The following is a 24,708-nucleotide window of genomic DNA, read 5'->3' as shown; positions in this document are numbered from 1 at the left end:
TATAACAAACACTTGGGGGTCGGTCAAATTCCGCCGCCCGCCGCAGACCTGAAAACAGTTCATGACATTTCAAGTAAAAACCCTCAGAGCCGCGTCAGCGCTGCCCGGCAAGGACAGTCCCTTCGCCGAGGCGGTAAAAACCGGCCTGTCTAAGACGCCCAAAACGCTTCCCTCATGGTTGCTGTTCGACGACCGGGGAAGCGAATTATTTAAAAAGATTACCGAACTCGATAATTACCCGCCCTACGTCTGCGAAGCGGAAATTCTCAACGCCTGCAAACAGGACATCGCAGACTTGTTTGCAAACGATCCGCTCGCGCTTCTCGAACTGGGATCCGGCGACGGCGAAAAAGCGAAAATCCTGATTCGCGAATTCATCGCAAAAAAACAAGACCTGCATTACATGCCCATCGACATCACCGATGCGGCGACTCGCAAACTGGTTGCCTCGCTGGAACAAAGTTTCGCGAGCGCTTCATTAAAAGTCACGGGACTGGTCGCCGATTTCTTCGAGGGATTGCGCGCAGTGGACGACGATGGACAGGTTCGCAAACTGGTGTTGTTCCTCGGCGCCACTTTGGGCAATCGCAGTTTTCCCGAAATGGAAATTTTTCTGAAACAACTGCACGACGCGCTCAACGCAGACGATTATGTCATGATCGGCTTCGACCTCATGAAGCATCCCAAATTGATTTACGAAGCCTACAACGATCCGCAGGGGCGCTTCTCCGATTTCAATCTGTATATGCTCGACCGCATCAACGAGGAATTGCAGGCCGACTTCAACAAAGACCAATTCGTGCAACAGGCCCAGTTCAACTGGAACACGCGCGCCGTCGAGAGCCAGGTCATCAGCGTTTGCGAACAGACCGTAACGATCCAGGCGCTGGAGCAGACATTCCAGTTCAAGGCCTGGGAAACCCTGCAAACGGAACGCTCCTACAAATACACCGAAGAAGAAATCGACTGGCTGGCGGAGCGTTGCGGGTTTCATACGGAACGCCGCTGGTACGATTCAAACAAAGGCTATGTCATGCAGCTCTGGCGCGCATGCTGATGCAAATCACAATGCAAGAAACTAGCCCCAAAAACGCCCGTAGATAGTGGAAATATAATTTAGAAAACTTTTAGGGAAGACGTATAGCTCGCTTTGAGATAAAATGCCCGCTCAATCCAACACACCAAACTCTTGAAAAAGGAGAATCGAATGTCAACTGCATCAGCCCGCCATTTACTGGTGGACAGCGAAGAAAAATGCAACCAGTTGAAACAGGAAATCGAAGGCGGAGCCAACTTCGCGGATGTCGCTAAAACGCATTCCAAATGCCCCTCCGGCGCCAGCGGAGGCGATCTCGGCGAGTTTCGCCCGGGACAAATGGTTCCAGAATTTGACACCGTCGTCTTCAACGAAGAAGTCGGCAAAGTGCACGGCCCCGTGAAAACGCAATTCGGTTTTCACCTGATTGAGATCACCAGCCGAAGCTGAATTTTCGCAAAGGCATCGGCGCGATCCGGCGCCTTGTGATTTGAAAAATCAGTTTTATATTGGAAAAGCTCGCAACAGAAACGTTGCGGGCTTTTTCTTTTTTATCATTCGAAGTTTTAGCTTTGCGCGACAACAGTTCCGGCATCTTTCCGGTCGCATAAATTCGCGATCAAATAAATCACGAAGAGAACCAGATACATGCTTTTGGTTCCCATCGCCATGGAACCATATTCCAACAGCCCTCCGGCAATCGCGCCCAATAGATTAAAACCCAGAGCGCTTGCCGGTTGCGCGCGACGGCGAAACAACTGCGAAAAAATAATCCCCGAAAAAAAGATCGGCGCCGCCGTCAACGCGCCGCCCAAAAACCACTGCGCTGTGATTGGCAGGGACAATAAGGAATTGGCGGGAATCCAGTAGCCGGCCAATATCAAGGCATACAAAGCGAAGAACAGGGTCTGCGTGTTCATCGGAGCAATACGCATCACGGTGCGATTCGCTAACCACACCAGAACCAGAACGACGCTGAAGACCAGCACGTTGACCGCCCAGGTCGAGCCAAAGAGGAGCGACATCTCGGTCACGCTTTTTGTTTCCAGCAATAAAAACCCGGCGCCCAGAAAAAACAGCGGCGCATCGAAACCCTGGCCCTGCCCGCGCCTTCCCATCGCAATCAAAACAAGGATCAGCGAAACCACAGCGATCAGCGCGCCTGCCTGCCAGTAATGCGAAGGAATCATCGGACTCGCCAAATACAGATAAGGCCAGTCGTCCGTTGGAATGAGTGATCGGCGCAGGCCCGGATCATCGAGAATCCGGTTGAAAAAATATCCTGATTTCTCTTCCGAAGAAATCCCCTTTCCGGCAACGAATGTGAAATTGAACAAGCGATGGTCGTTTTCAAAATGCATCCAGGGCGGCGTGCCAAAGGCTTCATCCAGGGTCAGGAAAATTTTATGCGATATGAATTTCAAGACCGACATATGATGCAGGATCAGGATTCCGTCCGGCTTGAGGCGGTCGCGAATCGCCTGAAACGATTCCAGCGTGTACACATAATTATCCAGACGTAGCGAAGACATGCCCGACAACAAAGTCTGACTGTCCAGTGTGCCCAGAACAATCAGGTCGTAAAGACGGTCTGTTTTTTTGAGATAGGCGCGCGCATCGTCGACATGCGTTGTCACCCGTGGATCGTCGTAGGGGCGCTGGAAATGTAATTCCCTGCCCAATTGCAGAATGCTTCGGTCAATCTCCACCGCATCGATCCGTTTCGCTCCCTTCTGCAAGGCGATGACCACATCGTTTCCCGTGCCCGCGCCAAGAATCAGCACATCGTCGAGACTGCGCGCAAAAGCATAAGGCTTGAGATAATCCTCACGCACTGCGGCGATGAATTTTCCGGTGGACGGATCGTTTTCATCCAGATTCAATATGTATTGATGTAAGGAACCGTTGACATTGAGAGTCACGCTGTTGTCATGCGGAAAAACATTGATCTTGTAATAGGAAGACCACAACTCCGTTCCGGGCAAGCGCAGATCGTTCGCCACATACAAGACGACGGGAAAACAAGTCAGAAAGGCGATCAAAGTTCGACGGTTCCAGCACAAGGCTAAAAATGCGAGTCCAGTGACTCCGAACCAGGCCAGTGGCGGCGCGCCCAGATAGCTCATAGCCGCAAATGCGACCAGCCCCAGCAAACTGCCGCCAATATTGATCCCATAGCCTCGCAATGGGGGAAACTTGCTCAACTCCCTGCCCACCGCAAAGCCCAGCGGAACAAACACGAACGTGGACGCAAAAAAAAGAATCGAAACCACCGGCACCATGCCCCATTGCCGGCTCGTTTCCGAAATTTCCATGCGGTCGGTCCAGAACCATTCCTCGCCCAGCCGCCAGGGCGTCTGCACAAAGGTGTTCGAAAAATACGCGCAGACCAAAATCAGCAGAAGCCAGAAAGGAAAAAACAGATAACGGATTTCCCTGCAACGCGATTCAAGGATCAATCCAAGGCCGATCCCCAAAAACGCCGCGATCAAAACGAGGTTGAGGAAATAACTCGCGATCTGCACCTGCGCAGGCACGAAGCGAATCAGCGCCAGTTCAAAAAACAAAACCAGAAAACTGCAACCCAGCAAACGCAATGCCGAACCGGCGCTCTCTTCAGTGACTGAACTCATGGATTCCCGACTCAACCTGCGCTCCTGTTTTCGCTATTCCCTGTTAAATATTCCCCAGACCCTATCACAAAATTTTTCAGCCCCCGGCCTTGTTTGCACAATCCTTTGATTTCCCATCCCCCGAAGACGCTCTGCCCTGCAAGACGCCATGCAGACAGACCTTCGAGGCCTCACGGCAGGATAGTTATTTGCCGATTCGATTTTAAAGGTAGGAAAAGCTCTGAGCATCGTTAAAAAAGATCATTGAAAAGATACGCTTCAAAATTTTCATTCCGACCGGAGGAGTGCTAAAATAGAAGGGAATCAATTTATTTTTCAGGAAGCATTCAATGGAAGCGCGTCACGCAATCAATCATTTCATCGCCCGGGTTCGCAGGAAACGAGCCGCGGTGTTCAGCGTCGCAGGGTTGCAGTACGCCGTCGCCTGGCTGGGACTCTTCCTCATCTCCGGCGCGACGCTGGCTTATTTTTATCCAGCGGCCCTGCATCCGCCCTACGGGTTTGCCGCCGCGTTCGCGCTACCGTTGCTTTTCATTTTTTATCGCTTTTTCATCCGCGGCGCCTGGTCCCATTTTAGCGGGAGCGACGCCGCTCTATTGGTAGAAAAAAATCAGCAAACCTTGAACAACGATTTGGTCAATTCCTGGCAATTGCAAAAACGCCTCGACGATCCCGAGTCCAACCGCGCGGTTTCTCTCGATTTCATTCGCGAACTGCTCGCGCGAACCCAGGATTCCCTGAAAGATTTATCGCCTGACGATTTCGTAAACTCCAGGCCCGTCAGGCAGAGTCGCGCAGTTTTTGCCAGCGTATTGGCGTTGATAGGCGCGCTTTATTTTGGCGCTCCGGGATTCTTTTCGACGAGCTATCAGCAATGGTCTTCGCCTCAGGTCGCAGAAGCCCCTGCAGGAAGTCCTTCGTCAGGCGCCCCCTTGGACGCAGACGCGCACGGCGCATCCTACAAGCTCGACAATCTCGAATTGCATCTGCAATTTCCCGCTTATACCGGACTGCCCGGAAAACGCATCGCCAATTCAGATGGAGCGGTGAAGGCCCTGCCCGGCACCGAAGTCAAAATACGCGCCGAGATCACGCCCGCGCCGCGCGCCGTTGAACTGGCGGTCAATGAAGAAGATCATTTTGCCATGAAGCAGGTTGGAGAGAGCGCGGTTCAGGGCGCATTTCTGACCCGCAACGAGGGGCATTACCAAATCCTCGCGAAAGACTCCAAAGGCAAAAAACATCGCTTGACTGAAAAATTTCCCATCGAACTGGAGAAGGACAAGTCGCCGCGAATCATTTTATTTCTCTCTAATCCCAAGCCGGTTTATTTTGAAACCGACAAGATCAAAATCTTTTACGAATGTTCCGACGATTACGGCGTATCCCAGGTCGACCTTGTCGCTCACATCAACGGCGAAATCTATCGCGAGACGATCAAAAAATACAAACTGTCAGAGAAGGCGCCGCAAGGCGACCACACCTGGGATCTGGGCGCGCTCGGTCTTCAGTCCGGCGACGAAGTGCAGTATTACATCGAAGCGCAGGACAACGACAACGTGACCGGTCCCAATCTCGGTCAATCGGAAACCTATTCGTTCACCATCTTCGATTCCAACCGAGAGCGCGAGGATCTGGTGGCCTTGCAGGATCAACTCGCCGACACGCTCCTCGCTCTGCTTGCGAATAATCTGGTCGAAGGCGTCACCCTCGTCTCGTCTCCGAAAGGACCGCTCAAATGGAAGCCGCTGTTCTCGCAGAATGTGGACCGCATGATCGAACCCATCGGTCTGGCCCAATCCATACTGGAACGCGCAAAAGCGATCACTGATTTTCCGCAGAGCTATCTCAATCTGATGGAGAATCTCGCCAACGGGATGATGCGCTTGCGCCAGGAGCACATCGCCGCGCTCACGGAGATGCAGAACAACATTCACAAACCGACGCCCGTCTCCATCACGCCGACCGAGCATGAGTCCCTTTACGATCGTCTGGTCAGGCGACTTGAAACGGATTTACTCTTTCTCATCCGCATGACCAACCGGCAAAAAATGGATCAGGTCATGGATTTGGAAAACCAACTGGAAACGCTCGCCGAAGAATTGAAAAAAGAATTCGAAGCGATCCGCGATCAGGAAAAATCCGTCGACTCATCCGCTTTGCGTTCCAAAATTGACAAGATGAAGCAGACCTTGCAGAAAATGATGGAACAGCTGGCGCGCCAGACACAGTCCCTGCCTGATGAATTTTTGAATCGAAACGCATTCAAAAACATGAATCCTGAGAATTTTTCCGCCGCTCTGGATCGCATCTCGCAACTCGCCAACGAAGGCAAGATGGATCAGGCGATGAAAGAACTGGAACGTTTGTCCAAGGATATTCAGTCCATGGCGAACCAGTTGGAGCAGGCCGAGAACCAGATGGAGAACATGGTCGATCAACAGCTCATGGAACAACTCGATCAATCCATCGACAGTCTCGACTCGCTGGAAAACAAACAGAAACAACTGGTCGATCAAGGCGCAAAGATCAATCAATCGCTACGCGACGCTCAATCGGAAAGTTTTTCTTCCGAAATGGACGAATTTTTTAAAGAGTTGAAAGAACTCGTCAATCAGGTGCAAAGCTTGTTGAAAGGAGATCTAAACTTTCTGTCCTCTCACCCCACCATGCAAAGTCTGGAGAAGCTACTCGACCGCCATGCCGCGGCTCAGGAGTTCCTGCGCAAAATGGAAAAAGAGGTGGTGGAATCGAGTCTGAAAGGCGACGTGACCCAACAGTTTCAGGAATTGAACAAGGCGAGAAGGAAACTGTCCGAGGTCGAGGGCGATATTGACTCTCTACGGGTGCGTCAGTTCCACGAGTTCCGCCAATCGCTCCCTCAAATCGAACGACAATATGACAGCCTCGAAGAGTTGGCCGAATTGTCGGACTTCAAGGAGTTCAACGAAGAGTTCAAAAACGTTTACCCTGAAATTTACCGCTGGCAAAACAACCTGCGCATGTCGAGAGATCGCAAGGAAGATATCGCCGATCGTATTGATGAAGATCTCAAGTCGATCAACCATCTCAATAATGAGATTTCTAAGAAACTCGGCTCGCTCGGTAAAAAAATGAAGGACAGCTTCCAGTCGCGATTGACGCCGCAGGACAATCAACAATTGCAAGAGATGGCGAAACAGCAACAGCAGTTGAGCCAGGAAGCCCGTGAGATGGAACAGCAGTTCTCCGAGATGAATCAGAAGAACCCATCCATCCCATCGCAACTCTCAAAAATGATGTCGCAGACAGAGCGTTTCATGGAGCAGAGTTCGCGCCGGATGCAGGAACCGGACGTCTCGGGCAGTATCTCCTCGGGCAACAGCGCCCTCAGCAGTCTGAAACAAACCAAAGACATGCTGAAACAGATGAGAGACGCGGGTCAGCAGATGGGCCAGAATGGACGCCGCCAAAGTCCGATGAAACTCGGCACTGGGCGATCGCGCGATTCGCGACGCGGCGGTTCTTCGCGCATGCAGAAGGAGAAAGTGCTTCTGCCTTCAGAAGATCAATACAAGGCGCCCAAGGCGTTCCGGGAGGAGATTTTGAACGCCATGAAGAAGTCCACTCCCGAGAGTTATGAAAAGCGCGTCATGGAATATTACAAAGAACTGGTCAAATGATGTTCCGAACGATTTTCGCAATTTTTCTATTCAGCCTCGTCGCGTCAACGGTCTCAGCGCAACAATTGCGCGCGACCCCCGATGCGGTTTTCAAGGGACATGAACTGGTCGGCGACTGGGCCATTGAGGAAGCGGACGAACTCGCCGAAGCCTTGATCAAAAAATATCCGTCCTCTGGCGACGCTTATTTTCTCAAAGCCCGCGTTGAATTTTTCAAGGGAAATTACGAGGTCGCCGCCGATATCATGAAGCAGGTGGGCGGACAACATGAGAACGTCGAAGAATTCCGCACGCTGGTCAACGCCACGCACAAAATCTCCAAACGATTCGTCACCAGAAAATCTGAGCGCTTTGAGTTCCGATATGTCGATGGCCCCGACGCGGTCCTCCTGCCCTTCGCCGAAGAAGCGCTGGAAGCATCCTACAAGATTCTGGGCGACCTGCTCGGTTTTCATCCCAAAGAAAAAATCATTGTCGAAATCTATCCGGGCCAGGAGCCGTTCTCCCAGGTGTCGCCTCTCACCCTCAAGGATATCGAAACATCGGGAACCGTTGCGCTTTGCAAATACAATCGCATCATGATCATCTCCCCGCGCTATCTGGCGCGCGGCTACAACTGGCTGGACACGCTGAGCCATGAATACGTGCATTATGTACTGACGCGCAAGAGCAGGAATCATTTCCCGCTCTGGTTGCATGAAGGCGCGGCCAAATACCTTGAGAGCCGTTGGCGCGGTGAGAAAAAATATCTGAACCCGATCATGGAAACCATCCTCGCCAGCGGACTGGAAAACAATTACCTGATTTCCCTCGATCAGATGATGCCCTCGCTCGCCAAATTGAAATCCGCGGAAGACGTTCAACTGGCCTACGCGCAGGTGTCTACGATGATGGAACATATTTTCGAACTCAAAGGAGAAGCCTTCTTGTCCCGAATGCTGGAGCAACTGGCGACCGGCAAGGAAGAGTTCACGCCGATGCTGGAACGAGAGCTGGGACTCTCGCTGGCGCAGTTTCAGGAGGCCTGGGAAGTCCACGCCAGAAAAATGAAACTGAAGAACATTCCCGGTCACAAAACCTTGCTCCTGCAATTCAAGAAAGACGGGGAAAGCGAAGACGAAACAAGTTACCGTCAAATTCAGGAAAAGCGCACGCGCGACCTGACCTTCCTCGCCGATGTCCTGAAGTCTCGCAACTACATGGAAGCGGCGGTGGTGGAATATGAAAAAGCCGTCAAGGAAACCGAAAGCCTCAACCCGATCCTTTACAACAAACTCGCCGCCGCTTACCTCAGTTCCGGCGATCCGGAGAAAGCGGAACTCCTGTTACAAAAGAGTCTCGAATTCTACCCCATGTTCTCGACCACGCTGGTGAATCTGGCGAACGTCTATCTGCAAACCAATGACCGACCGAAAGCGCAAAGCTATCTGGAGCAGGCTCTGCGCATCAATCCTTTCAATCCCTACGTCCACCTGCAACTCATTCAAACCTATCAAAGCCTGGGTCTGCCGGACAAAAAACGATTGCAAGAGACCTTGTATAGCTATATAGAATGAAGTTTTGACGCCAAACCTTCGAATTCCGCGCCGTTCGCAGTAACGATCTCAAAGGCGCTTATTATTTTATGGAGCAACTCAATGGATGATATGAAACTGGCCGCCGAACTGGTCCAGGCAAAAGAAAAAGTGACCCGTGAAATTGGCAAAATCATCATTGGTCAGGAAGAGGTCATTGAAAACCTGCTGATCGCCCTGTTCTGCAAGGGACATTGTCTGTTTGTCGGCGTTCCGGGACTCGCCAAGACCCTGCTGATGAGCGCGCTCGCGCGCGTGCTCAATCTCAAATTCAGCCGCATCCAGTTCACGCCCGACCTGATGCCTTCGGACATCACGGGAACAGATATCCTTTATGAAGATCAATCGACCGGCGGACGCTCGTTCCGATTCATCAAGGGGCCGATCTTCGCTAACGTTATTCTGGCGGACGAAATCAACCGCACGCCGCCCAAAACGCAAGCCGCCTTGCTACAGGCGATGCAGGAAAAGCAGGTCACGGTCGGCGGCAACACCTACGATCTGGATCAGCCCTTCCTCGTATTCGCAACGCAGAACCCGATCGAACACGAAGGCACCTACCCTTTGCCGGAAGCCCAACTCGACCGATTCATGTTCCTCATCAACGTCACCTACCCGTCATTCGAGCAGGAGGTGCAAATCGCCCTGTCCACCACCTCGGGCGACACGCCGGAACTGGAAGTCGTGCTCAATGCGGAAGAAGTTCAAAAACTCCAGGACCTGGTGCCGCGCGTTCCCGTCTCAGAACATGTGGCGCAATACGCGGTGCGACTCGCGCAGGCGACGCGCCCCAGCAACAATGGAACCGGAGCGGATTTTATCAATGAATGGGTGGAATGGGGGGCGGGGCCGCGCGCTTCGCAGTACCTGCTTCTCGGCGCGAAAGCCAAGGCATTGATGGACAATCGAACCACCGTCTCAATTGAAGACGTCAAGTCCATCGCGCGTCAGGCGCTGGAGCACCGGATCATCCTGAACTTCAAAGCGGAAGCGGAGAACGTCACCACTCCCGCCGTTGTGGACAAACTGCTGGGCTGGGTCAAGGAAAAATAAATCAGGGCGCCAGTTTCTTTTGGGCGGGCAGGAAATTCTCTATTTTCCAGTCCACTTCCATGCGCGCGTTTTTACCGCCGCGCGTCTGGTAATTCACGTAGCCGTTATCCGCTCCGAACAAGAATAAATCTCGGGTGATCTGCACGTCCTGAATGCAGTAGCTTTCAATTTTCTTTAACAGGGCCGGGTCGCCGGACGCTTCGTATTCCTTGTACCATTGTAAAGACACCAGACCGTCGGCGCTCTTTTCGGCGTCCAGCGTGTATTGCGCCAGGTGATTCAGAGCCAGACGGAAGCCCAGTTTTTTCTTCACATCAAGAATCATGTCGAAAGTATTGATCTCCGCAAGATCAAATTCTGCGTAAGGTTGCATCACCGTATAATCAAAACCAATCACGTTAAACCCCACCACCAGATCGGCGGAACGTAGTTTTTCCAACAGAGCGGGCGCATCCTTTTCAAAATAAGAAAAGTATTTATCCTCCCGGCTGTCCCACACCACGCCGACGGCGAGCAACATTTTATGGATATTCGACCAGCCACCCACGTCGTTCGACCCCTTCTGGGTTTCCAGGTCGAAATATAAAATCCTCGGTTTCGTCGCCGCCACCGGTTCCGTTTTCTTTACCAAAACGGGCGTTGAATCATCCATATCGCCAAACAGGCCCATTTGTTCGTTCATAGCAATCTCTTTCAAATTATCTTTTAAAGCTCACTTTAGCGCCCCAAACCATCAAATCAAGCGTTTTTTTAGAAGCCTTATAATTAAAAGAGTTACAGGATTTTCCCCGCCCTGCCGCCAAGATAAATTCCGCATTCGATCAAACGCGTCGCTAAAGCCAGAATCCGTTAAAGTTTGAATCCAAACAGGCCGATATCTACTGGTAAGCAGTTGGATCAACCCTTGTACACTTGAGAATCTAAATGGCAATCGCATCTCTTTCTGGAATCAATTCAGGACTCGACTCCCAGGGCATCATCAACAATCTGGTTTCTCTCGAAGCGCAGCCGATTGAACTGATGATCTCCCAGCAGGAGAGAGAGGTCCAGAAACTTTCCGTTTTCCAGGAACTAAAATCCCGTTTGCAGACCTTCAAGAGTGTCGTCAACACTATCAACACAGACGGCCGACTGCTGTCCACCAAAGGGCAATTTTCCAACAACGACACATCCAGCGGCAACACCGTGGTCGACATCACCTCGACCAGTTCAGCAACATCCGGCACCTTTTCGCTCAACGTCACCCAGCTGGCTAAAGAAACCAAAATCGTTTCCGAAGGCTATCGATCCACAGGCGCAACAGTGCCCAGCGGCACCGTAGAGATCTTTGACGGGACCAAAACCGTCAGCATCATCATCGATTCCTCAAACAACACCGTTGATGGACTGCGGCTTGCCATCAATAACTCCGGGGCCAATGTTTCAGCATCTTTTTTGAACGATGGCGACCCGACCAACCCGATCAAGCTACTCATTTCAGGCACGAAAACCGGCGTCAACAACGAGGTGACCATCCAGCACTTCATTGGCGGACTCGGAGGCAACGACACCGAAGTCACCAGTTTCACCCAGACGCAAGCGGCGCAAAATGCATTGATGGAAGTGGATGGCATCGCGATTTCAAAAAACTCGAACGTCGTCAACGACGTTTTGCCAGGAGTCACCTTATCCCTGCAGTCTGTGGGAACCGGTGTATTGACGCTGTCTACAGATACAAACGCCGTGACGGACAAGATTTCTAATTTTGTCGAAGGCTTCAACGATCTGATGCTGTTCATTGGCGAACAATTGAAAGTCGATGTATCGACCAATCAAACCGGCACCCTGTTTGGTAATTTTACCGTCCAGAATCTGCAACAGACTTTACGCTCCACCATAACGAATCAGGTTCAGGGCGTAACAGGACAGTTCAATTTTCTGGCCCAGATCGGTATTTCCACGCAGTCCGACGGCACATTGCTACTCGATAAAAGCGAATTTACCAGCGCGCTTGCAAGCGATCCACAGAACGTCAGCAAGCTGTTCACCAGCACAGGCTCCACCAGCAATGTCGGCATCACTTTTGTTGGCTTTACCAAAGAAACTCAATCGGGAAGCTATGACATTCGCGTGCAAAACGGCGTTCCGCAACTCAGCAAAGCGGGAGAAAACAATTACGTCGACGCGGTCGGCGGAGGCAATTTTTATGCAGGCGCCGAAGGCACCGACGCAGAAGGATTGAACTTTCGCGTTTCCAGTTTGAGCGACGGCAGTTATGGCTCCATCACGTTGACTCTGGGCGTTGGAGAGATTTTGAATCGCAGTCTGAATCTTTTGGTAGACACCTCTCTCAACGGACCGCTGTCCTCAGAAATCGATACGGTCGAAGACACGATTTCAGATTTTGACACGACCATATTAAAGATGGAAGAGCGGCTGTTGCTGTTTGAAGAAGACTTGCAACGCAAGTTCACGAACATGGAAATTGTCGTCGGTAGACTCAATTCTCAGAAAGACACTTTTTCACAAGCTCTGGCAGGCATTCAAGACCTGTTCAAGAGCAAGTAGATTTTTCAAACAGGTATCAAAGAATGGTTCAAGAGCAAGTAGATTTTTCGAGCAACTATTAAAAAACCGATCAAGAGCAGGTAGATTTTAAATTGACTAGGAGTTTTACGATATATGGTTCCCTCTAATTTCCACTACCAATACCGGAAAAATGAGATTTCCACGTCCAATCAGGGAAAACTCATTATCATGATGTATGAAGGGGCGATTAAATTTTCCAGTATGGCCCTGAACAGCATGAACTCTAACGATATTGCGAAGAAAAGTCTGTATATCCGAAAGACTCACGACATCATCAACGAACTATCGCTCGCTCTAGATCGGGACAAGGGAGGCGACGTTGCAAACAAACTCGAATCGCTCTACCAATTCATCATCCGTCAGTTGACTCTGGCCAATATCAAATCCGACAAGAAAGCGCTCGAATCCGTGATACGCGTTCTCACGCCATTACTGGAAGCATGGCAACAACTACTCAGTCAGGAAGAAGATCAGGGCGAGGCGAAACCGATTCGTTCCATCACCTCAAAATGTTGAAGCCACGGCGCCCAAGCCCTACGATGCGTTGATCCGCGCTCACCCTCCCGTTCTTTAATCCCCCACCCAAGCAACAGTAAAAATTCCAAGCCGCGCTAAAGCAAAAGGTTTGTATTTATTTTGTTTTGACAAGCCGAAGCCCCTGTGATACAAACTGGCTTCCTTTTGAAGCGAAATAAACGAAAAAATTATGAAGATTCACGAATATCAAGCCAAAGAAATACTCAGAAAATACAACGTTCCCGTTCCTAACGGGATTGTCGTTGATAAAGCGTCGCAGGCTCCGGCCGCGGCCAAAAAAATCGGAACGCCCGTCGTTGTCGTCAAAGCCCAGATTCATGCAGGCGGACGCGGTAAAGGCGGCGGCGTAAAGCTCGCGAAAAGCCCGGCGGATGCTGAAAAACATGCGAAGAAAATCCTGGGCATGACCTTGGTCACTCCGCAGACAGGCCCCGAAGGACGACTCGTCAAAAAAGTTCTTATTGAAGAGGGCATGGACATTGCCAAAGAACTTTATTTTGGCATTGTCATCGACCGCGAAACCAGCCTTCCACTCATCATGGCCAGCGAAGCAGGCGGCATGGAGATTGAGGAAGTCGCCGCAGAGACGCCCGAAAAAATTATCAAGGAAACGGTCGACCCCGTCATCGGCGTCAAACCCTATCTTGCCAGAAAAATTGCGTTTCAGCTCAACGTCAGCAAGGAAGCCATGAAGGAGATGGTGCCATTCATCATCAACCTCTATGAATGCTTCAAAAAAGAAGACTGCTCCATGCTGGAGATCAACCCGCTCGTAATCACGCGGGAGAATCGGGTTTTGAGCCTGGACGCCAAGTTTGACATCGACGACAACGCCATGCACCGCCATAAAGACACTCTGGCGTATCGCGACCTCGACGAAGAAGACCCGATGGAAGTTGATGCAAGCTCCTTCAACCTCAACTACATCAAACTCGAAGGCAATATCGGTTGTATGGTCAACGGCGCCGGACTGGCAATGGCGACCATGGACATCATCAAACTGTCCGGCGGCGAGCCCGCCAACTTTCTCGACGTGGGCGGCGGAGCCAATGAAGAAATGATCGAAAACGGATTCCGCATCCTCCTGGCAGATCCGCACGTCAAAGCCATCTTCATCAATATCTTTGGTGGCATACTGCGTTGCGACATCCTCGCAAGAGGCGTCGTTTCCGCCGCAAAAAAACTGGATGTTAAAGTTCCCATCGTTGTCCGTATGGAAGGCACCAATATGGAAGATGGTCATCTAATACTGAAAAATTCCGGGATGAATTTCCTGGTAGGCGACGGCATGAAGGACGCCGCGCAAAAAGTGGTCAAGGCAATCCAATGAGCATTCTCGTAGACGAAAAAACCCGATTGATCGTCCAAGGCATCACCGGACGTGAAGGCATGTTTCATGCCGAACAATGCAAAAATTACGGCACCAAACTTGTCGGAGGCGTCACCCCCGGCAAAGGCGGTCAAAAGGTTCTAGGCGTTCCGGTGTTTGACACGGTCAAAGACGCGGTACAAAAAGCCAAGGCCAACGCCACCATGATTTTTGTTCCGCCTCCATTTGCCGCAGACGCCATTCTGGAAGCCGCAGATGCAGGCATCGAACTGATCATTTGTATCACCGAAGGCATTCCGGTTTACGACATGGTCGAAGTGTACCGCTACATTCAAAACACTTCCTCCAGACTGGTCGGCCCGAACTGCCCCGGCGTGATCTCCCCCGGCAAATGCAAAATCGGCATCATGCCCGCGCACATTCACAAAAAAGGCTCGGTCGGCATCATTTCCCGAAGCGGCACGCTGACTTACGAAGCGGTCGGACAGTTGACCAAGCTCGGCATCGGTCAATCCACCTGCGTCGGCATTGGCGGCGACCCCATCATCGGCACGCGCTACATTGACACCCTGGAATTATTTCAGAAAGACAAAGGCACGAAAGCCATTTGTATGATCGGCGAGATCGGCGGCACCGCAGAAGATGAAGCCGCCTATTACATTAAAAAGCATGTCACCAAACCCGTCGTTGGTTTCATTGCAGGTCAAACCGCTCCTCCGGGCAGACGCATGGGTCATGCCGGCGCCATCATTTCCGGCGGACAGGGAACGGCTGAAGAAAAAATGAAAATCATGAAGAAGTGCGGCATCAAAGTAGTCAAAAGCCCGGCGGATCTTGGCAAAACCATCGCTCAGGCTTTGAAGAAGTAGCAAAATCAAAACGGCGGCGTAACGCCGCCGGCATTCCCCACACGTTCCTTTCACCGGGCGGGAAAATAATTCGAAACGAATTCCCCAAAGCGCCCATCTAAGATGTATGTCTATTGATAAATGTCCCCAGTGCGGGACCGCGAATGAAGATAAAGCCTCCTGGTGCAAGAACTGTCTTGCCATTTTCACTCCCTATGGAAGCGACAAGGAACTTCGTTGCCCCGAATGCTTTCATCCCAACAGCTACACGGATGATTATTGCGAAGTCTGCCACGAAAGACTGAAACCCGGCCAATGGGAGTAGGCGCTCAGCCTTCCTCCATTTGTATGTACAGGTTTTTCAGTCGGCTCTGATAATCAAGGTAGTCAAAGGGTTTTCCCTGCCTGAAGTTGGAAAAATACACTTCCGCATACGCCGCAATGATGCCATGCAAAACTTCGTGGCGATCCGCAACCCCATCCTTCATCAAACGATCCATCGTGATCGCGACAAATTCAGGATCCTGATCCTTGATCTGCTTGTCAACGATCACATGCAAAACCGTGTGCACAAAAGGATTCACAATATTGCCGTCGATTTCCTGAGGATAAGTGGCAAGCTCCCCCTGTCCCCATATTTCTTCAAACTCCGGATGATAATCCATCACCTGGGCAATCGCCGCATCCATTTCCGGGATCGGTCGACCGTCAATACGATCAGCGGCAACGCGTAAAATCCTTACTTGAGTTTCTTTGTCAAATTGCATGGCGTTATTCAGTCCTCAATTCTAATCATTTATAAAGATGAAGTATCTGCTTGGATGATTTCATCAGAGCCTGGGTTCCTAAAACTTTGCCCTCGTTCGAGGACAAAATACATCCTAAGGCGTTTCAGAGAAGTGCGTCCGGCGTGACCCACGCCCGCCATAGACCATGAACACCCGTTTCCCCTGGCGCACATGATATTTCGCCCATGCAGGCGTCTCACCTTTGTAACTGGCGTCGGCATCCTCCCCTTCCGCCTTGAGAAAATCCGGGTAATCCAGCCCCGCTTCATACACGTCCAATAAAAGACAATCTGTCTTAAAACCCTCTCCGGAAAGAGAAATGTTTCCTAAAAACTCCTCGATCTTGGCAGGATCGTTCAATTCTATAGCATCCATAAGCCCATCTCTTGAATAAATTTAAAGATTTTCCTAGCCTAGCGGCTTGCAGGAAGGTTAATATAGCACACTAAATTAATATTCGATAAAATCAAGAACATCCCTATATAAAATTTAAAAACCTATGATTAATCAGAACAATCTCATTCTCACGAGGACCGAACCCAACGGACAGGGAGGCTATCAGTTCCTGTACAAAGTGGGCGATTACGGCGTCGTCGTTGGCAGTAAACCTCAAGAAGAGATCCACCATATTCACTGGGAAGCCGACATCGTCAAATACATCAGCTCGGAACCTATTAAATATGAAGTCTGCCACACCACAGAACTGGCAAGCAAAACGCTTTTGTTCAGGAACGATTCCTCAATGAATGAATTTTTGGAAAAAGCCTTCACTTATCTGAAAGAGTTGTCGATTCTGGAAGGAATGATTCCCGAGGAAGAGCGTTCAAAATCCTGAAATATTGGGGGGACTTGACATTATCAGGAGATTCTATTAAAAATAAGCATTCCAAACTGAGAGAATTTTACATAGAATAAGGCTGATAGAGTTAATTGATCCCATTTTGAATGCAACTATCAAGTTTTCTGAGTTGGCTGGCGGGAAAACTCAGAACGCTTCATCTTCAAAATAATTAGTGTCAGGGAAAAATATGAAGAAAGTTTCTTCTTCATATTGTTCTCATATGCCAAATATGTTATTTTCCCTATCATTAGCGAATAAAGTCACGTAGGGGATTTGTATCCATTAACCTGAAGTTTACATATATTCATTTTTATATTTTAAATACAGGAGTGTCACATGTCTGATGCAGCTATCGCGAAACCTAAAGACTGGGTTCCCGCAGGCGATTTACAAACAGAAATCTCAGCTGAAAAAATGCTTCTTGAATTGCCGCGCGAGCTTCAGTTCATTACGGGTAGCGAAGCGGCGCGAGAAGCGATTCGCCGTGCTAACGTAGACGTTGCGATCTCTTACCCCATCACCCCTCAGAGTGAAACCATGCAACAAGCAGGTTACCTCTACGATGACGGCTATATTAAAGAATACTATCGTGGTGAAGAAGAAATCGGCGTTATGTCCGCCATTGCCGGGGCATCCCGCGCAGGCGTTCGAGCCTTGACCGCCACCTCCGGCCCCGGCCTGATGCGCGGTATGGAAGCGATCAGCTCCTGGCCTGGCGCGCGCGTTAACCCGATTCTTCTCAACATGTGTCGCGTTATCAACACGCCTCTCGCAATTCAGCCCGACAACATTGAAATGTCCTTCTTGATCAACACCGGTATGTTGATGCTTCATGCAGAAAACCAGCAGGATTTCTTCGACTACACCCTCGCCGCAACCGAGGTTGTGGATCATGTCGACGTGACCCTGCCCTGTGTGGTTTCGGTAGACGGTTTCTTTGTTACGCATGCTCGCGGCCCGGTATCCTTGCCGTCGGAAAAATACAAGCTGACCAAACGCGACGGCTGGAAAAACTGCGTACCCGCTATGGACAACGAAAATCCGCCCGCGCGTATTTCGCGCGACGCGCCAATCCAGAAAAGTAACTTCATCAGCTACCACATGCACGCAAGCTGGCAGCAGGAAGTTTTCGCCGCAGTTGAGCGCTCAGGCAAATACTTTGAGAAACTTCTCCAAGGACGCATTGAAGTTGTCAACCCCGGCGCCGAAGACTTCATCATCGCATCCGGTTCCGCCGTATCACAGGCTCGCGAAGCCGTACGCCAGGAAGGCGAGCAAGGACGAACCGTGGGACTCGTGAAAGTGAAAACCATTCGCCCATGGCCGGGACAGCAGATCATCGCCGCAGTAAAAGATGCAAAACGCATTTTGATTCCCGAGTTCAATCAGGCAGGTTGGTTGCACAAAGAAGTTTGTAGCACTCTGTACGGCGAATGTAAGGCTAAGATTTTTGGTGGACCGCGCGTTTACGGCGGCATGACCATGCCCACAGAGATGGTTCTGGAGTGGCTGGCTCAAGCACGAAAAGACTATCCGTAAGGACGCGGCAGGATATGAGTAAGCTTGGCAATGTTTCAGTGTCGGTCATTCGAGTGAATGACCGGCGTTACAATAAAAATAATTCAATTAATCATATATTTTAAGGAACACTCCTATGTCTTTAGATACCATTAAACCTTCCCCGGGGTTTTTAGAGCATCTTCCTGTTGAATATCAGGATTTGGTCAATCACGGCCAATATGGCAAGCAGATGAAAGCCACTGATATGGGTAAATTCAAGGAATTGATCGAAGAGCATCCCATGTGCGCAGGTTGCGCCATGACCCTGTTCATCCGACTGGCGTTCATCGCGTTGCCGTGCCCGGAGCACAGCATCATGGTTGGCACCGCAGGTTGTGGACGACTGGCAATCAGCCAGGGCAACGTTCCTTTCATTTACGGCAACTACGGCGACACCAACTCCACCGCGTCCGGCTTGAAGCGCGCTCTGGAAATTCGATTCCCGAACCAGAAAAAAGACGTCATCGTCATGGCTGGCGACGGCGGCTTGATCGACATCGGATTTCAAGGCCTGATGCATTCCTGGTTCCGACGTGAAAAATTCACCACCATCATGCTGGACAACGAAGTTTACGGCAACACCGGCGGCCAGGAGAGCGGCATGACCGTACAAGGTAAAGTTCTCAAAATGGCTCCTCGCGGAAAAGTCAACGAGAAGACCGACGCTATGGGTCTTGCCAAGGTTGCCGGCGTAGATTATATCGCTCGAATCGTACCAACCAATCCAGCGCGCGTTATGCGAACCATCCGCCGCGCCATTCTGGTTGCTCGCGAAATTGGGTCGACCTACATCCAGGCATACACCTCCTGCAACATTGAGTACTCGATCCCAACGCCCGAAGTTATGAAAGACGCGTTTGATATCGAGAAGGAGCGTTATGGATTTGAGGAAATCATTTCTGACCGAGCTAAAGAGTTCTTGGCAGAAGTTGAAAAGAAACCCAAAAAGTAACAAATAATTCACAGGGAGAATTTCATGGCAGTCAAACGCTACAATGTACGAATGGCGGGAATTGGCGGGCAAGGCGTCGTTACCGCATCGCACATTATTTCCAATGGAGTGGTCATCGCCGGCGGTTTCAGTTCGCTGGTTCCTTTTTTCGGTTCCGAAAAGCGCAATGCTCCGGTTGAAAGTTATGTGCGCATTTCCAATCAGGAAATTTATGAGATCGGTGAGATCATTTACCCCAACGTTCTGATGATTTTTCATCCGTCCGTTATCACTCTGGGCAAATCTTACACGATGCCATTTTATACAGGTTTGAAGCAGGGCGGCATCATCTTGATCAACAACCGGACGCCTCTCAAGTTTTCTCGAGATGAGCAGAAAGAGTTGGAAGAGAAGGAAGCCAAAATCTGGTATTTGCCTGCCACTGAGATTGCAAACGATGTAGCAAAAACCGACTTGGCCACGAACATGGCTATGTGCGGAGCTATTTCGGCTATTTTCGGCTTGCCCGATCTGGAATCCCTCGCGGCGTCCGTTAAAGATCGATTTGTCGGCAAAGGCATCGTCGTATCCGGCGGTACAGCCGCTCTGGACAGCGCCATCGAAAAGAAATTTGCCAAAAAGCAAAAACTTCTCGAAGCGAACCAGAAAACGCTGGACGCAACTTATCAATACGCGATGGAGCAAGGCTGGGCGAACGAAGGCGCTGGGGCCGGTAAAACCGCCGCAGTTTAATTAAATACAGGAGAAGTCATGTACTATATTGCTCAGGTGAACAAAGAGATTTGTTCAGCTAAAAATTGTCACCTCTGCACCACTTACTGTCCAGAGGCCAATTGCATCAATTACAGTGAGCAGGATAAATCTGCATATGTATCGGTAGATCGTTGTAAAGCCTGTGAAATTTGCGTTTACATCTGTGATGAAATTGCAAAAAACAACGCCATTGAAATGAAGTGGATTGACGACCTTGAAGAAGGCTTCGTCATCAAACGCACTGGCCTTGTATTAAGATAAAAAGTTTCAAAGACTTAAAGAAGAGGCATTTGGCCGGCTCCGGCTCGCCAAATGCCTTTTTTTTATTGTTGACGCCCACTAACCATTCACCAAACAGACCCTTATGGAAAAAACTTTTGCCATCATTAAACCAGACGCCGTAGAAAGAAATCTGATCGGAAAAATTCTGGATCGTATTGAATCCAATAGCTTCAGAGTGGTTGCGATGAAGCGCGCCCAGCTCACCAAAGAGCAAGCGCAGGGCTTTTATGCCGTGCATAAAGAGCGCCCCTTCTTTGACGACCTCACCACCTTCATGAGCTCTGGCCCCGTTGTATTACTGGTCCTGGAAAAAGAAAATGCCATCACCGGCTGGCGCGACCTCATGGGAGCAACCAACCCGAAAGACGCCGCCGAAGGAACGATTCGCAAAGAATTCGCCATCGACATCGAAAGAAATTCATCGCACGGCTCCGATTCCCCCGAAACGGCCCAATTCGAAATCTCTTATTTCTTCAGTCAATTGGAGATCGTCTCCTGATTCGTGTTAAAATAAAGACATTGATAAAATAATCCAGGCTGAAACATGACGACTCGAAAATTGTTCACTCCCTTGATTGCCGCCGCGCTGTTTTTTTGTAGCATTCTGTTCACGCCACAGTCCGATGCGCTGGCGATGGACTATCAGCTCTATAAGAATCCTGAAGAATTTGGAATCGTCGTGTTTCCCAAAGAAAACACGTACCCCGAACTGGAAGAGTATTTGAATTCCATCAATTTCAAACCCCTCGTGTCGGGCAAGGCCGCAATGCGCTATGGCCCGCGCGAGGAAAATGAAACCTTCATGATGCCGCTGGAAGTGCAACAGGAACACGGCATCAAAATGTTTATCATTATTCAGGTTTTGGAAAACCAGAACATACTCATTGGAGTGTATCACCCAGACTGGGAATTGACCCTGCCAAGCACCATCTTCAACCTGGACGCCGTCAAGGAGCGTATTTTTAAAACCTTGAATGTTTTTCGCGGCCCCAATCCAATGAAGAAAATGTGAGGCTCTGGATTAAACGCGCCCGCGCTTCTGTTTTCGACAGACGCGCCGACGCGATCCACTAAAAACCCCACAATGCGAGCAAGAACCATCAGGAGGTTTTGAAACCATGCCAGTTTACGAGTACCTTTGCGAAAAATGCAAGAAGACCACGGAAGCCCTGCAAAAAGTCGATGATCCACCGCTTGAAACCTGCGAATCCTGCGGAGGCAAACTCAACAAATCCTTCAATAGCATGAATTTCCACTTGTACGGTCCGGGCTTTTACACAACGGACAACAAGAAAAAATACCTGAAATAACCCGTTCTCCCCAAATTCTAAAATGATTTATATCACCCGCAAACTAGAGTTCTGCGCCAGTCATCGCTTGTACAACCCCACTTTCTCCGACGAGAAAAACGCCGCCGTGTTTGGGCTTTGCAACAATCCCAACGGTCACGGGCATAATTACACCCTCGAAGTGACCATCTGCGGCGAAGTCGACCCGAAAACCGGCATGGTGCTTGACTTGAAAGAGCTCAAACGAATTATCAATCAGGAGATCGTCGATAAAGTCGACCACCGCAACCTCAATGTGGACGTTGATTTTCTCCAGGGCGTGATCCCGACGGCAGAAAACCTGGCCATCCACTTCTGGAATATTCTCGAAGATAAAATTAGTAATGGCAAATTGCACCAACTGAAATTGTTCGAATCCGACAGAAATTTTGTCGTTTACAAAGGAATTGTTCATGAAAGAGTTGATTGAAAAACTGCTCAAGGAGTTGGGGGAAAACCCCCAGCGAGAGGGCTTGTTAGACACCCCTGAACGCGTCGAAAAATCCTTGAAATTTTTGACCAGCGGTTACTCGACCAATATTGATGAAGTGGTCAACGGCGCGCTCTATACGGAAGACTACAATGAAATGGTGATCGTCAAGGACATCGACGTATTCAGCCTTTGCGAACACCACATGCTTCCTTTCTTCGGTAAAGCCCATGTCGCCTATATTCCCAAAGGACAGATCATCGGTCTCAGCAAAGTGCCTCGCATCGTCGACACCTTTTCGCGACGCCTGCAAGTGCAGGAACGTTTGACCACGCAGATCGGAGATTGTCTGAACGAAATTTTAAAACCGCAAGGCGTCGCCGTTGTCATCGAAGCGATGCATCTGTGCATGGCCATGCGCGGGGTTGAAAAACAAAATTCATTCACCACCAGCAGTTCCATGCTAGGATGCTTCAGAGACGACGCCCGCACTCGAAGCGAATTCCTGAGCTTGATTCGCTCCAGAAATAACTCCTAACTTCAAAGTAGCGCGCATCTATTGAACACCCCGGCCACAGAACTGGAACTGGATCGCCCCGAATTTATCCCCGAAATATTTGGATCGCACGACGCTAATCTCAAGCTCATAGAGAAAAAGTTCAACGTCCGCATCACCACGCGGGGCAATCAGCTCTCCATCCACGGCGAGCCGGAAGCTTCAAAGCAAACCGCCCGCCTCCTCCTCCAATTGCAAAAACTGGTGGAAGAGGGAATTTCCCTGCGTAACGGCGACGTCAAATTCGCCATTCGTCTGGCCTATGACGAGCCAGAAACCAATCTGCTGTCCATTTTCTCCGAGCGCATTCATATTTCCAAGGAACGCGGATTCATCAGCGCCAAGGGAAGCGCTCAGAAGCGCCTGATTCGGGCTGTGAAGTCTTCCGACATAGTCATGGCCATCGGCCCGGCCGGCACCGGGAAAACCTATCTGGCGGTCGCTCTGGCGGTTGAAGGCCTGCTTCGACGACAGTTTAAAAAAATAATGCTGGTTCGCCCCGCTGTTGAAGCTGGTGAAAAACTCGGCTACCTGCCCGGCGACCTGATCGAAAAAATCAATCCCTATCTCATGCCCTTGTACGACGCGCTGAACGACATGCTCGAAGCGCCCAAGGTGCGCGAGTTGCTCGGCGAAGGCGTCATCGAAATCGCGCCGCTGGCTTATATGCGGGGCCGCACTCTGAACGACTCATTCATCATTCTGGATGAAGCCCAGAATTCCACACGCCAGCAAATGAAGATGTTTCTGACCCGTCTCGGCTTCCGTTCCAAGATGGTCGTGACAGGCGACGTCACCCAGGTCGACCTGCCCCGGCAGGAAGATTCGGGACTCTTACACGTTCGCCGACTGTTGAACGAGGTCGAAGGCATCGAGTTCGTGGATTTCACGGAAAAAGACGTGGTGCGTCACGAGCTGGTTCGCAAGATCATCAAGGCTTATGAATCCAACCCCTCAGCGGAATAATTTTCTACTGAACGCCCCGCGACCATGGAAATTCTCATCAGCGACGAGCAAAACATTTGTAAAATTGACTGCGAACAAATAAAATCACAATTGAGCGAGGTTTTGAGCGCGCTGGAACTCGACGATTGCGAGCTGAGCCTGCTCCTGACCGATGACCCTCACATTCAACAACTGAACCGGGATTTCAGAAATATCGATTCCGCCACCGACGTCCTTTCGTTTCCTCAGTACGACGAATCCGACGACGAAACGGAAAGGTATTTGCTCGGCGACGTTGCGGTCTCGCTGGAGACCGCGCAACGACAGGCGCCCGAACACGCGCTGGAACTGAATGAAGAAGTCATCCTTCTCATCATTCACGGGATTCTACATTTACTCGGCTACGATCACGAACGGTCCGTCGAAGAAGAAGAGACCATGAGAAACAAAACACGTGAACTTTTTCAACGGGTCTTCCCCGGAAAACAACCGTCGCTGAATTGCGGCTACTAGACAGGTTCGTTGATTATGAAACAATTGTGGGCGCCCTGGAGAATGGAATACATCGCAGACAACCAGACCAAAGGTTGCATCTTCTGCGAATTGCCGCAATCCGGCGAAGACGAAAAAAACTTTATCCTGTACCGCGGCGACGCCTGTTTTGTGATCATGAATATCTTCCCATACAACTCCGGTCACCTGATGGTTTCGCCCTACGCCCATAAAAACTGCGTCACCCTGTTGACCCCTGCCGAGAAGCGGGAAATCGATTACCTCGTCGACAAATGCGTCGAAATCAGCAGAGAGATCAACGCCCCGGACGGATTCAATATCGGAATGAATCTGGGCAAGGCAGGCGGCGCTGGATTTGAAGAACACATCCACACCCATATCGTCCCGCGCTGGATCGGGGACACCAATTTCATGCCCGTTCTGAGCGAGACCAAGGTCCACCCGGAACACTTGAAAGCTACCTACGCCAAGCTGGTCCCCCATTTCAAAAAAGTCGCACCCTTCGCATCCTGACCGCTC

The 24,708-nt window shown here is 50.4% G+C and carries 27 protein-coding genes; 23 read left to right on the top strand and 4 right to left on the bottom strand.

Translation table 11 applies throughout. The features are described from left to right. The first annotated feature begins 61 nt into the window (after window positions 1–61). A complete protein-coding gene (locus tag G3M78_08930) occupies window positions 62–1,057 on the top strand; it encodes an L-histidine N(alpha)-methyltransferase (protein ID QPJ65510.1) in 996 nt (331 codons plus the stop codon). A 150-nt stretch (window positions 1,058–1,207) separates the two neighbouring features. Then, entirely contained in the window at window positions 1,208–1,486 is a 279-nt protein-coding gene (locus G3M78_08925) for a peptidylprolyl isomerase (GenBank protein ID QPJ65509.1), read from the top strand. Window positions 1,487–1,602: 116 nt separating this feature from the next. On the opposite strand, the gene G3M78_08920 is transcribed toward G3M78_08925, so the two are convergent. Then, window positions 1,603–3,669 carry a hypothetical protein gene (locus G3M78_08920; protein ID QPJ65508.1) on the bottom strand — a complete coding sequence of 689 codons (2,067 nt, stop codon included), beginning with the start codon at window positions 3,667–3,669 and terminating at the stop codon, window positions 1,603–1,605. 329 nt (window positions 3,670–3,998) lie between these two features. Between G3M78_08920 and G3M78_08915 the strand changes: the two genes are divergently transcribed. The 3 genes from G3M78_08915 (at window position 3,999) to G3M78_08905 (ending at window position 9,958) form a co-directional block, all read left to right on the top strand. After that, window positions 3,999–7,331: a DUF4175 family protein gene (locus tag G3M78_08915; protein ID QPJ65507.1), complete on the top strand. Its 3,333-nt coding sequence runs from the start codon at window positions 3,999–4,001 to the stop codon at window positions 7,329–7,331. Continuing rightward, complete coding sequence (locus G3M78_08910; protein ID QPJ65506.1) at window positions 7,328–8,887, top strand: tetratricopeptide repeat protein; 1,560 nt, start codon at window positions 7,328–7,330, stop codon at window positions 8,885–8,887. The genes G3M78_08915 and G3M78_08910 overlap by 4 nt, the downstream gene beginning before the upstream one ends. Window positions 8,888–8,968: 81 nt before the next feature. Beyond that, complete coding sequence (locus tag G3M78_08905; GenBank protein ID QPJ65505.1) at window positions 8,969–9,958, top strand: MoxR family ATPase; 990 nt, start codon at window positions 8,969–8,971, stop codon at window positions 9,956–9,958. 1 nt (window position 9,959) lies between these two features. Here G3M78_08905 and G3M78_08900 read toward each other — a convergent pair whose 3' ends face one another. Next, complete coding sequence (locus G3M78_08900) at window positions 9,960–10,640, bottom strand: DEAD/DEAH box helicase (protein QPJ65504.1); 681 nt, start codon at window positions 10,638–10,640, stop codon at window positions 9,960–9,962. A gap of 242 nt (window positions 10,641–10,882) precedes the next feature. On the opposite strand from G3M78_08900, the gene fliD reads away from it, so the two are divergent. The 5 genes from fliD to G3M78_08875 all read left to right on the top strand — a co-directional run bounded on the left by fliD (window position 10,883) and on the right by G3M78_08875 (window position 15,566). Further along, window positions 10,883–12,505 carry a flagellar filament capping protein FliD gene (fliD, locus tag G3M78_08895; protein ID QPJ65503.1) on the top strand — a complete coding sequence of 541 codons (1,623 nt, stop codon included), beginning with the start codon at window positions 10,883–10,885 and terminating at the stop codon, window positions 12,503–12,505. Between the two features lie 114 nt (window positions 12,506–12,619). Further along, a complete protein-coding gene (gene fliS / locus G3M78_08890; GenBank protein QPJ65502.1) occupies window positions 12,620–13,042 on the top strand; it encodes a flagellar export chaperone FliS in 423 nt (140 codons plus the stop codon). Window positions 13,043–13,232: 190 nt separating this feature from the next. Beyond that, window positions 13,233–14,393 carry an ADP-forming succinate--CoA ligase subunit beta gene (gene sucC, locus G3M78_08885; protein QPJ65501.1) on the top strand — a complete coding sequence of 387 codons (1,161 nt, stop codon included), beginning with the start codon at window positions 13,233–13,235 and terminating at the stop codon, window positions 14,391–14,393. Beyond that, entirely contained in the window at window positions 14,390–15,262 is an 873-nt protein-coding gene (sucD, locus tag G3M78_08880) for a succinate--CoA ligase subunit alpha (GenBank protein ID QPJ65500.1), read from the top strand. The genes sucC and sucD overlap by 4 nt, the downstream gene beginning before the upstream one ends. A gap of 106 nt (window positions 15,263–15,368) precedes the next feature. Then, window positions 15,369–15,566, top strand: a complete 198-nt coding sequence (locus G3M78_08875; GenBank protein QPJ65499.1) for a hypothetical protein — start codon at window positions 15,369–15,371, stop codon at window positions 15,564–15,566. Window positions 15,567–15,570: 4 nt separating this feature from the next. On the opposite strand, the gene G3M78_08870 is transcribed toward G3M78_08875, so the two are convergent. Further along, on the bottom strand, window positions 15,571–16,008 hold the full coding sequence (locus G3M78_08870; protein QPJ65498.1) for a DUF1841 family protein: 438 nt from the start codon (window positions 16,006–16,008) through the stop codon (window positions 15,571–15,573). Window positions 16,009–16,122: 114 nt separating this feature from the next. Then, complete coding sequence (locus G3M78_08865) at window positions 16,123–16,404, bottom strand: hypothetical protein (GenBank protein QPJ65497.1); 282 nt, start codon at window positions 16,402–16,404, stop codon at window positions 16,123–16,125. Window positions 16,405–16,528: 124 nt separating this feature from the next. On the opposite strand from G3M78_08865, the gene G3M78_08860 reads away from it, so the two are divergent. The 13 genes from G3M78_08860 to G3M78_08800 all read left to right on the top strand — a co-directional run bounded on the left by G3M78_08860 (window position 16,529) and on the right by G3M78_08800 (window position 24,702). Then, window positions 16,529–16,864 (top strand): hypothetical protein, encoded by a 336-nt coding sequence (locus G3M78_08860; GenBank protein QPJ65496.1) that lies wholly within the window; start codon window positions 16,529–16,531, stop codon window positions 16,862–16,864. A gap of 342 nt (window positions 16,865–17,206) precedes the next feature. Then, a complete protein-coding gene (locus G3M78_08855; protein QPJ65495.1) occupies window positions 17,207–18,409 on the top strand; it encodes a ferredoxin oxidoreductase in 1,203 nt (400 codons plus the stop codon). 115 nt (window positions 18,410–18,524) lie between these two features. After that, window positions 18,525–19,382, top strand: a complete 858-nt coding sequence (locus G3M78_08850) for a ferredoxin oxidoreductase (protein QPJ65494.1) — start codon at window positions 18,525–18,527, stop codon at window positions 19,380–19,382. A gap of 24 nt (window positions 19,383–19,406) precedes the next feature. Then, window positions 19,407–20,114, top strand: coding sequence for a ferredoxin oxidoreductase (locus G3M78_08845; GenBank protein QPJ65493.1), 708 nt, complete (start codon window positions 19,407–19,409; stop codon window positions 20,112–20,114). Between the two features lie 18 nt (window positions 20,115–20,132). Beyond that, entirely contained in the window at window positions 20,133–20,396 is a 264-nt protein-coding gene (locus G3M78_08840; GenBank protein ID QPJ65492.1) for a pyruvate ferredoxin oxidoreductase, read from the top strand. Window positions 20,397–20,499: 103 nt separating this feature from the next. Beyond that, window positions 20,500–20,916: a nucleoside-diphosphate kinase gene (gene ndk, locus G3M78_08835; GenBank protein ID QPJ65491.1), complete on the top strand. Its 417-nt coding sequence runs from the start codon at window positions 20,500–20,502 to the stop codon at window positions 20,914–20,916. Between the two features lie 45 nt (window positions 20,917–20,961). Beyond that, window positions 20,962–21,429, top strand: coding sequence for a hypothetical protein (locus tag G3M78_08830; GenBank protein QPJ65490.1), 468 nt, complete (start codon window positions 20,962–20,964; stop codon window positions 21,427–21,429). Window positions 21,430–21,535: 106 nt separating this feature from the next. Further along, window positions 21,536–21,727 (top strand): zinc ribbon domain-containing protein, encoded by a 192-nt coding sequence (locus G3M78_08825; protein ID QPJ65489.1) that lies wholly within the window; start codon window positions 21,536–21,538, stop codon window positions 21,725–21,727. Window positions 21,728–21,749: 22 nt separating this feature from the next. Beyond that, window positions 21,750–22,175, top strand: a complete 426-nt coding sequence (locus G3M78_08820; protein QPJ65488.1) for a 6-carboxytetrahydropterin synthase — start codon at window positions 21,750–21,752, stop codon at window positions 22,173–22,175. Then, window positions 22,159–22,713 (top strand): GTP cyclohydrolase I FolE, encoded by a 555-nt coding sequence (gene folE / locus G3M78_08815; protein ID QPJ65487.1) that lies wholly within the window; start codon window positions 22,159–22,161, stop codon window positions 22,711–22,713. The genes G3M78_08820 and folE overlap by 17 nt, the downstream gene beginning before the upstream one ends. Before the next feature lie 21 nt (window positions 22,714–22,734). Further along, window positions 22,735–23,697, top strand: a complete 963-nt coding sequence (locus tag G3M78_08810) for a PhoH family protein (protein ID QPJ65486.1) — start codon at window positions 22,735–22,737, stop codon at window positions 23,695–23,697. Between the two features lie 24 nt (window positions 23,698–23,721). Continuing rightward, the gene (ybeY, locus tag G3M78_08805; protein ID QPJ65485.1) at window positions 23,722–24,189 is read left to right on the top strand and encodes an rRNA maturation RNase YbeY; all 468 of its coding nucleotides are present in this window, start codon (window positions 23,722–23,724) and stop codon (window positions 24,187–24,189) included. A gap of 15 nt (window positions 24,190–24,204) precedes the next feature. Next, the gene (locus G3M78_08800) at window positions 24,205–24,702 is read left to right on the top strand and encodes an HIT domain-containing protein (protein QPJ65484.1); all 498 of its coding nucleotides are present in this window, start codon (window positions 24,205–24,207) and stop codon (window positions 24,700–24,702) included. Window positions 24,703–24,708: the final 6 nt, after the last annotated feature.

The organism is Candidatus Nitrohelix vancouverensis (assembly GCA_015698305.1).
Lineage (GTDB): Bacteria > Nitrospinota > Nitrospinia > Nitrospinales > VA-1 > Nitrohelix > Nitrohelix vancouverensis.
This window is presented reverse-complemented; position numbering and strand designations above follow the sequence as displayed.